The organism is Pseudalgibacter alginicilyticus (assembly GCF_001310225.1).
Taxonomy (GTDB): Bacteria; Bacteroidota; Bacteroidia; order Flavobacteriales; family Flavobacteriaceae; genus Pseudalgibacter; species Pseudalgibacter alginicilyticus.
The window spans coordinates 3,269,785-3,277,500 of sequence record NZ_CP012898.1 but is presented as its reverse complement, the minus strand read 5'-3'; the positions used below and the strand labels follow the sequence as shown (position 1 = coordinate 3,277,500).

Annotated in this window: 3 protein-coding genes, 2 tRNA genes and 2 rRNA genes (1 of these 7 only partly in view); all 7 read right to left on the bottom strand. The window is 35.1% G+C overall.

Going from position 1 to position 7,716, the window contains the following annotated elements; genetic code table 11:
• Nucleotides 1-380, bottom strand: a 23S ribosomal RNA gene (locus tag APS56_RS13575); it reaches 2,440 nt to the left of the window's first position.
• A 222-nt stretch (nt 381-602) separates the two neighbouring features.
• Nucleotides 603-676, bottom strand: a tRNA-Ala gene (locus APS56_RS13570).
• Nucleotides 677-755: 79 nt separating this feature from the next.
• Nucleotides 756-829 (bottom strand) — tRNA-Ile (locus APS56_RS13565).
• An 88-nt stretch (nt 830-917) separates the two neighbouring features.
• A 16S ribosomal RNA gene (locus APS56_RS13560) occupies nt 918-2,433 on the bottom strand.
• The 16S and 23S rRNA genes sit together here with 2 tRNA genes alongside, the layout of an rRNA operon.
• Before the next feature lie 890 nt (nt 2,434-3,323).
• A complete protein-coding gene (locus tag APS56_RS13555) occupies nt 3,324-5,309 on the bottom strand; it encodes a putative porin (protein WP_054729336.1) in 1,986 nt (661 codons plus the stop codon).
• 150 nt (nt 5,310-5,459) lie between these two features.
• Nucleotides 5,460-6,815 carry a DUF4302 domain-containing protein gene (locus APS56_RS13550; protein ID WP_054729333.1) on the bottom strand — a complete coding sequence of 452 codons (1,356 nt, stop codon included), beginning with the start codon at nt 6,813-6,815 and terminating at the stop codon, nt 5,460-5,462.
• 45 nt (nt 6,816-6,860) lie between these two features.
• Nucleotides 6,861-7,715 carry a substrate import-associated zinc metallohydrolase lipoprotein gene (locus tag APS56_RS13545; protein ID WP_054729330.1) on the bottom strand — a complete coding sequence of 285 codons (855 nt, stop codon included), beginning with the start codon at nt 7,713-7,715 and terminating at the stop codon, nt 6,861-6,863.
• Between the last annotated feature and the right edge of the window lies 1 nt (nt 7,716).

Below are 7,716 nucleotides of genomic sequence, written 5' to 3'. Positions count from 1 at the left end.
ATCTAAACATTCTTTACCTATACCGGGCTATCACCGTCTATGGCCTGTCTTTCCAAACAGTTCTAGTTCATCTTGCGTCGAATATTGTGGTCCTACAACCCCGGTATTGCCGTAACAACACCGGTTTGGGCTAATCCGCGTTCGCTCGCCACTACTAACGGAATCACTTTTGTTTTCTCTTCCTCCGGGTACTTAGATGTTTCAGTTCTCCGGGTTTACCTCCCTTAGGATACTATATCTTCAATATAGTGGGTTGCCCCATTCGGATATCTACGGATCAAATCGTGTGTGCCGATCCCCGCAGCTTTTCGCAGCTTATCACGTCCTTCATCGCCTCTGAGAGCCTAGGCATTCCCCATGCGCCCTTATTTAGCTTATTGTACTTTTTGCTTTTTTAATGAGTTTCATTAATTAACAACCGTAATCGTTAATTAAATTTGACTAATTAGATATCGCTCGTAGTGAATCTAATTAATCGCAATTATTATTATATATACATAGAATAAATCTATTTATATTTTCATGTATCTTTTTTCAATATGTCAATGAACGTGTGGCGAATCGCCACTGATAAATTATCAGTAGACGACGTTAAGCCGTTGTGGAGAATATCGGAGTCGAACCGATGACCTCCTGCGTGCAAGGCAGGCGCTCTAGCCAGCTGAGCTAATCCCCCATTTAGAATTCAGAATTTTGAATTCAGAATTTCGAATTGTGAACCCCAACTTCCAGAATTTCCTTTATTTAGTAGTTAGTAGTCTCAGGCAGACTCGAACTGCCGACCTCTACATTATCAGTGTAGCGCTCTAACCAGCTGAGCTATGAGACTCTACTAAATTGTTATTTTTAAATTAACAGCAATGAGAATAAACTATCTTTTGTAATAGTTATGATACTTTTTAGTCGTCTTTCTCTAGAAAGGAGGTGTTCCAGCCGCACCTTCCGGTACGGCTACCTTGTTACGACTTAGCCCTAGTTACCGATTTTACCCTAGGCCGCTCCTTGCGGTGACGGACTTCAGGCACTCCCAGCTTCCATGGCTTGACGGGCGGTGTGTACAAGGCCCGGGAACGTATTCACCGCATCATGGCTGATATGCGATTACTAGCGATTCCAGCTTCACGGAGTCGAGTTGCAGACTCCGATCCGAACTGTGATAGGGTTTATAGATTCGCTCCTGGTCGCCCAGTGGCTGCTCTCTGTCCCTACCATTGTAGCACGTGTGTAGCCCAGGACGTAAGGGCCGTGATGATTTGACGTCATCCCCACCTTCCTCACAGTTTGCACTGGCAGTCTTGCTAGAGTTCCCGACTTGACTCGCTGGCAACTAACAACAGGGGTTGCGCTCGTTATAGGACTTAACCTGACACCTCACGGCACGAGCTGACGACAACCATGCAGCACCTTGTAAATTGTCCGAAGAAAAGTCTATCTCTAAACCTGTCAATCTACATTTAAGCCCTGGTAAGGTTCCTCGCGTATCATCGAATTAAACCACATGCTCCACCGCTTGTGCGGGCCCCCGTCAATTCCTTTGAGTTTCATTCTTGCGAACGTACTCCCCAGGTGGGATACTTATCACTTTCGCTTAGCCACTCAGATAAATCCGAACAGCTAGTATCCATCGTTTACGGCGTAGACTACCGGGGTATCTAATCCCGTTCGCTACCTACGCTTTCGTCCATCAGTGTCAATACATTATTAGTGATCTGCCTTCGCAATTGGTATTCTATGTAATATCTATGCATTTCACCGCTACACTACATATTCTAACCACTTCATAATGATTCAAGATAACCAGTATCAAGGGCAATTCTACAGTTGAGCTGCAGACTTTCACCCCTGACTTAATCATCCACCTACGGACCCTTTAAACCCAATGATTCCGGATAACGCTTGGATCCTCCGTATTACCGCGGCTGCTGGCACGGAGTTAGCCGATCCTTATTCTTACAGTACCGTCAAGTCTCTACACGTAGAGGTGTTTCTTCCTGTATAAAAGCAGTTTACAACCCATAGGGCAGTCTTCCTGCACGCGGCATGGCTGGATCAGAGTTGCCTCCATTGTCCAATATTCCTCACTGCTGCCTCCCGTAGGAGTCTGGTCCGTGTCTCAGTACCAGTGTGGGGGATCCCCCTCTCAGGGCCCCTACCTATCGTTGCCTTGGTAAGCCGTTACCTTACCAACTAGCTAATAGGACGCATACTCATCTTCTGCCGTAACCTTTAATATAAAGCCCATGCGGACTATATATACTATGCGGTATTAATCCAAATTTCTCTGGGCTATCCCGTAGCAAAAGGTAGATTGTATACGCGTTACGCACCCGTGCGCCGGTCGTCAGCGGAGCAAGCTCCCTGTTACCCCTCGACTTGCATGTGTTAGGCCTGCCGCTAGCGTTCATCCTGAGCCAGGATCAAACTCTTCATCGTTAATTTTTATGTGTTAACCATATTTATAAAATATAATCAACATCTTTAACAACTAATCAGAATCTCTAGTACTCAAAATGGTCTATTCTCTTTGTTGACTTTAATCGTTTCCAATTAAAATCTTACGCTGTCAATTCAATATGTTTATGAACTTGTTTTCTCTTTTCTTAACTCGTTTCCTTGCTAAGCGGGTGCAAATATAAAACCCTTTTTTTAATCCACAAATGTTTTTTGATATTTTTTTGAAAGTTTTTTTCAAACTTAAAAACTAATAAACAAAACATGTTTCTGAACTTTTTGCCTCAACAACTGTTGCTGTTTTAAGCGGCTGCAAATCTACAACCTTTTTTGAACTGACAATGTTTTTTTTCGTTTTTTTTGAAAAGTTTTTTTTACTCCCTTTTTATACCTAAAACTGTTGATGAACTTACCGCTTCACTTAGCCAATGCCTTGCTTAGCGGGGTGCAAATATACCACCCTTTTTTATTCCTAAACAAACTTTTTATTGCCTTTTTTATTATTATTTTAATAACTTTATTTTAACACCATATTTACCAATAAGTTACAAATAAAAATAATTGCTGAAATTATTACACATAAACAATCTCTTCTTCATAAAAATAGATTTAAAACACTATTCTAACCTATTTATTACTAATTATTCGATCTCTATACTTAAGTGAAAAACAATATCCCTTAATTAAAATCAGTGAATTCTAAGGTTAATAACTTCAAATTACTAAACTATATATACTTCATAAAATATAAGAATGTTAAAATTACAAATGTTATCACGAATAAAAATCAACCAATTATCACGAAGTATATTTAATGATTATATTTAAAACAACACAGCAAAGAACTCCTTACTTTTTAGGAATACCATAGATTACATAAAGAAATTCCAAACAACTCCAAAACGCACCACGAAATCGCGATACGGGTTATTAGGTGCAGAATAAAAATTATAACCTGTCAATGAAGAATTAAAATGTTCTGCTTTTACATAGATACGTGTTTGACGGATTTTCACATTTAAAAAGAAATCTAAAAGAGGAAAATTTCCGTATTTATTTTCTGTTTGCACATAAAACTCTGCCAACACAGGATCATAACCATTCATATAATATTTTGTAAAATAATTGAATGTAAGTCCTGTTTGCATATACAATGCCTTTTGAAACATATGATTTGCGTAATATAAAGTATTCCGAGTTGTTAGTTCTGGAACATTTAAAGTATTATTACTTCCATCAACTTTTTGATACAATATGGTATTGTTTAAACCAAAATTTCCGAATTTTATTTCGTTTTCTAATTTAAACCTTGCATAAGTAATGGTATTACTATTCTGAAAGGCTTCCACCAAATCATTTTCTTTTTTGAAATAAGTATAATCGCTAATAGTAGAAAAATCTGCTGTTATAGTAGCATATTTGTTTGACTTTAACTGAAAAGCCAATTGCTGAGTTTCAGTATTATTAAAATTATTTCGCCAGTTATAATTCACATAATCACTTTGATAAAGTAACACATTATAATTTGGTGCTTTCGCACTATGATTTAGTGTTGCTGATGCTGAAATATCTTGATTTAATTGAAAGGATGCGGTAGCTTTTAAAAAATTGCCGTCAAAATCGCCTGCAATATTTAACCCTAACTCGCCCTGTAAATCAAATCCTTTGTATTGTTTATGATATTTACCTCCTGCTGAGAATACATTCCCTTTTAATCTATTGATTATAGTGTTATCATTTAGTATTACTATTCTGTTATAGCCGTAATTATAATTATTATTGCTAATATTAAATTGTAAATCTCCAATAATATTATTACTAAAATTTAAATGCAATTGATTATAAAAATCTTCTAAGGTTACTTTATCTTGAAGATTGGATGTTTTAAAAGCATCTCCAAAAATTGTACTTGATTGACCTTGATCAAATTGGTAGGTTTTGTCATTAAATGATAAGATATGACCTATACTAAGCTTATTTTCAGATAAAGAATCTTTTTTATTAATAAGTCTATAGGTATGATCCACATGAAAGCGTTTCCCTAATAATATATTTTCAGCATCGTCAGAGCCATCAAAATTGACTTCTAAAAGAGAGCGATCTATCGTTTCTGGACTACCACTTTCAAAATCTTCTACACTGGTATCTTTTATTCCTCCATTTTCTTGGTTCATTAAGTCTTGAGCAACAAAATGAGCTCTAATAATATATCTATTATTTTTAGTTTGATAGTTGGTGGTGAACCTAAAATTACCCGTACTTGTTAACTGCCTCTGATACTTTCCTAAAGAGCGCAGACCTTTATATGCAATTGAAAAATTAAATTGCGGTGATGTATTGACTGTAAAAAAGGAATCCAATAACTGTCCTTGCTCCAAGGCTGTTTTAAAAAACAATTCGGTTAAGGGTGTAGGGACACGGTAGTAGTAAATATCTTCTACTTCCATAAAATTGAAGTGCCTGGCTCTTGCTCCCATTTCTGGCATCAAACTAGTACTACCAAAATTATAGGTTAAAGAATTATATGTTTGCCCTAAATTAGAAAAGGGTATTAATCCAAAATTATCTTTTCTTAGATAATTAAATTTATATTCTTTTTGAATGGTTAAAGTAGTATCTACATACGTAGTATCGTTTTCAGAAGAAATAATTAAATAATCTTGAATTCTAGCTTTAGCACTTTCATTACCATCCAATCCTGCAAGTTTGGTTAATGCTCTAACTACCTTTGATGTATCTTGTTCTTTTACATTAACAACTGTTGTATCAGTGGTACGAGTTCTTTTTTGTGGAGCTATTTGAGCATTTATTTGACCTAAAAGACTTATTAAAAAAAAACCTAAAACTATTCTCTTCATAATTATGTGTAAACACTGCAAAGGTAAATACAAAATATGATAACGTTATTATTACAGAAAATTATTTAATCTGGCATTTATTTTAATGAAAGAGCATAAAAAAACCCCAAATTAAACAACTTGAGGTTTAACAATACTTAAAAATTATTACTATTCATACCATAAACCATAAACTCTTAGATTAGGTTGGTCTGCACTTATAAATGTTGATGATAAATTAATATAGTTTGCTGTATCAGATTCAAAAGAACCATGATCTTCAAAATATAGTCCTTCTGAACTATTAAAAAATATCAATATAGGTAACATGGAGTCAAATACGGTATTGCCTGTAGCATTTAAAAAACCTGTGAAATTTAAATACAACTTATTATCTGCTATTTCTGGCGTAAACCAATATGCAGCAGCTTCAAACCCTGAATTTGGGTTGAATAGGTAAATTACTAATAACACATCTCCATCTGAATCTGGTGTAGCGAAGTACTGAAATCCATAAAAACTCCAATCTGAAGTTGCTGGATCATTTTGCAAATTTAAATTTAGGGTTTCTACTAAAGCGTCAAAGCCTGGTGAAGTAAGTGGGTTTACACCGTCTTCTTCTGGAAAATACCAGAATTCTTGATGTCCAGGAAACCCTAATTCATAAACATCATCTTTAAGAAATGCTGGATCAGAATCAAATATAGTTGCTGTGGTACCATTTACTGTGGCAATAAAACTATTAGAATTGACATCATAATCAAAAGTCTCATAAACCTCACCCTCAAATTCAAGTGCCGGACTGATAATTAAACCTTCTTCTGTAAATGCGATACCAAAATTAAATTCATTGATTGTAGCAACACCGTTTTCCTCAATAATAATGCTGGGTGAAGCATGAAGGCTAAGCTCATCATAATTAAGGTTAAACCTAGACACCTTAGCGTCCGTTTCAATTTTTAAAGACTGAATAACAGACGTTGTTTCACTTGGTATAACACTTTGGCGTCGCGCAAAAGAAGCTTCCACTTTTTCAATACTTTCAGCAGTAAAATTTGATAAGTTAGAAGGCGTCATTGAAAAATGTCCTAAATCTCTGTTTCTGATATCTTTAAAATTAATCACCCCATTTTCATAACCAAAATACTGAAAAACAGAAGTCCCTTTAAAACCCGTTCCTACTAAACCTGGGTAATCCGGATTACTTACTTTCTGTATATGGTTTCGAGTTGTAAATATCAACTCTGTCGTTGTTCCAATCCTCACTTCATAGGAAGAAGTTTCAATACCTGTTTCTGAATCAAAATCTGAAGTCATTTGTACAGTACCATCCTCACTAAACTTCATATAAAAAGTAAAACCTCCAAACTCATCATTTTTAGGAAAATAAACCACCTTGTATCCTTGCGTTTCAGACAGCAGCAAATTTAATAACTCACTATTTTGATTTGCAATTCTTTCTGCCGGAGTTTCTGAAAAAAGTGTTTCTTCATTATCATTATTGCATGACAAAAATGATACTAACATTAAACAAATTATGCCATATTTTATATATATTTTTTTCATGCCTTTTTAATTTACTAATTCCGCTGTTGCTGCAGCTGTTAATGCTTGTAATTCGTAGATATCAATATCAAACTCTGTTTTATAATATTCTGCCACCATAGCTTCTTTTTGCCTAATTATTGCTTTTGATTCTTCATTTTGAATACTTTCAACAATAGCATCAAACTCTTCTTTTGAATTGGTTAACATTTCTGAAACCATTTCAACAAAATCTTCATTCTCATCACTTGAACCATAAGCTGTGATATAACCTAGCTCTCTAGCTTCTTCATCTTCCCTATTAAACCATTGTGCTGAATAATTTTCTGGATTAATTAACCCATACTCTATATCAATAGGATTGTTCTGATTTAAAATATGCCCATACTCATGTTGTACGGTTTTAAGTGGTTGCTTAATGCTATTAATATCTGTAAAATCTAAAAAATCGATATTAAACAGTGTTATTTTTGCACCAGCTTCAGCTATACCTAATGTAATAGTTGGACTATTGGGATTATAATTAAAACTACCCACAAATGTAAATTGACGTGGTGCTATTTTTTTTATAAAATCAGCACCACCTAATGCCGTATAAGGTTCTATCCAAACTTTTTGTAAAGCCTCTGCTACTGGTTGCACGCTAACCTCATAAGGCGGATGCAAAAACCTATCAACATCTGTATCATTAATATCCCATTTATAAAGAACTTCAATATTATAAGGTTCAACAAAATTGCTCCTTAACCATATATCCAAATCATTTAATATAGGTGGAGAAGTATCAATTTGACTTCCACTAACACTATCAGTCCCATTTGTACAAGACATTACCAATATAAAACTTAATAAAGCGAACGGTATGTATATATATTTTTTCATT

Excerpts from the sequence above, each read along its gene's own strand:
- APS56_RS13550 (WP_054729333.1), bottom strand. The coding sequence starts at position 6,815 with ATGTTAGTATCATTTTTGTCATGCAATAATGATAATGAAGAAACACTT.
- APS56_RS13545 (WP_054729330.1), bottom strand. The coding sequence starts at position 7,715 with ATGAAAAAATATATATACATACCGTTCGCTTTATTAAGTTTTATATTG.
- APS56_RS13555 (WP_054729336.1), bottom strand. The coding sequence starts at position 5,309 with ATGAAGAGAATAGTTTTAGGTTTTTTTTTAATAAGTCTTTTAGGTCAA.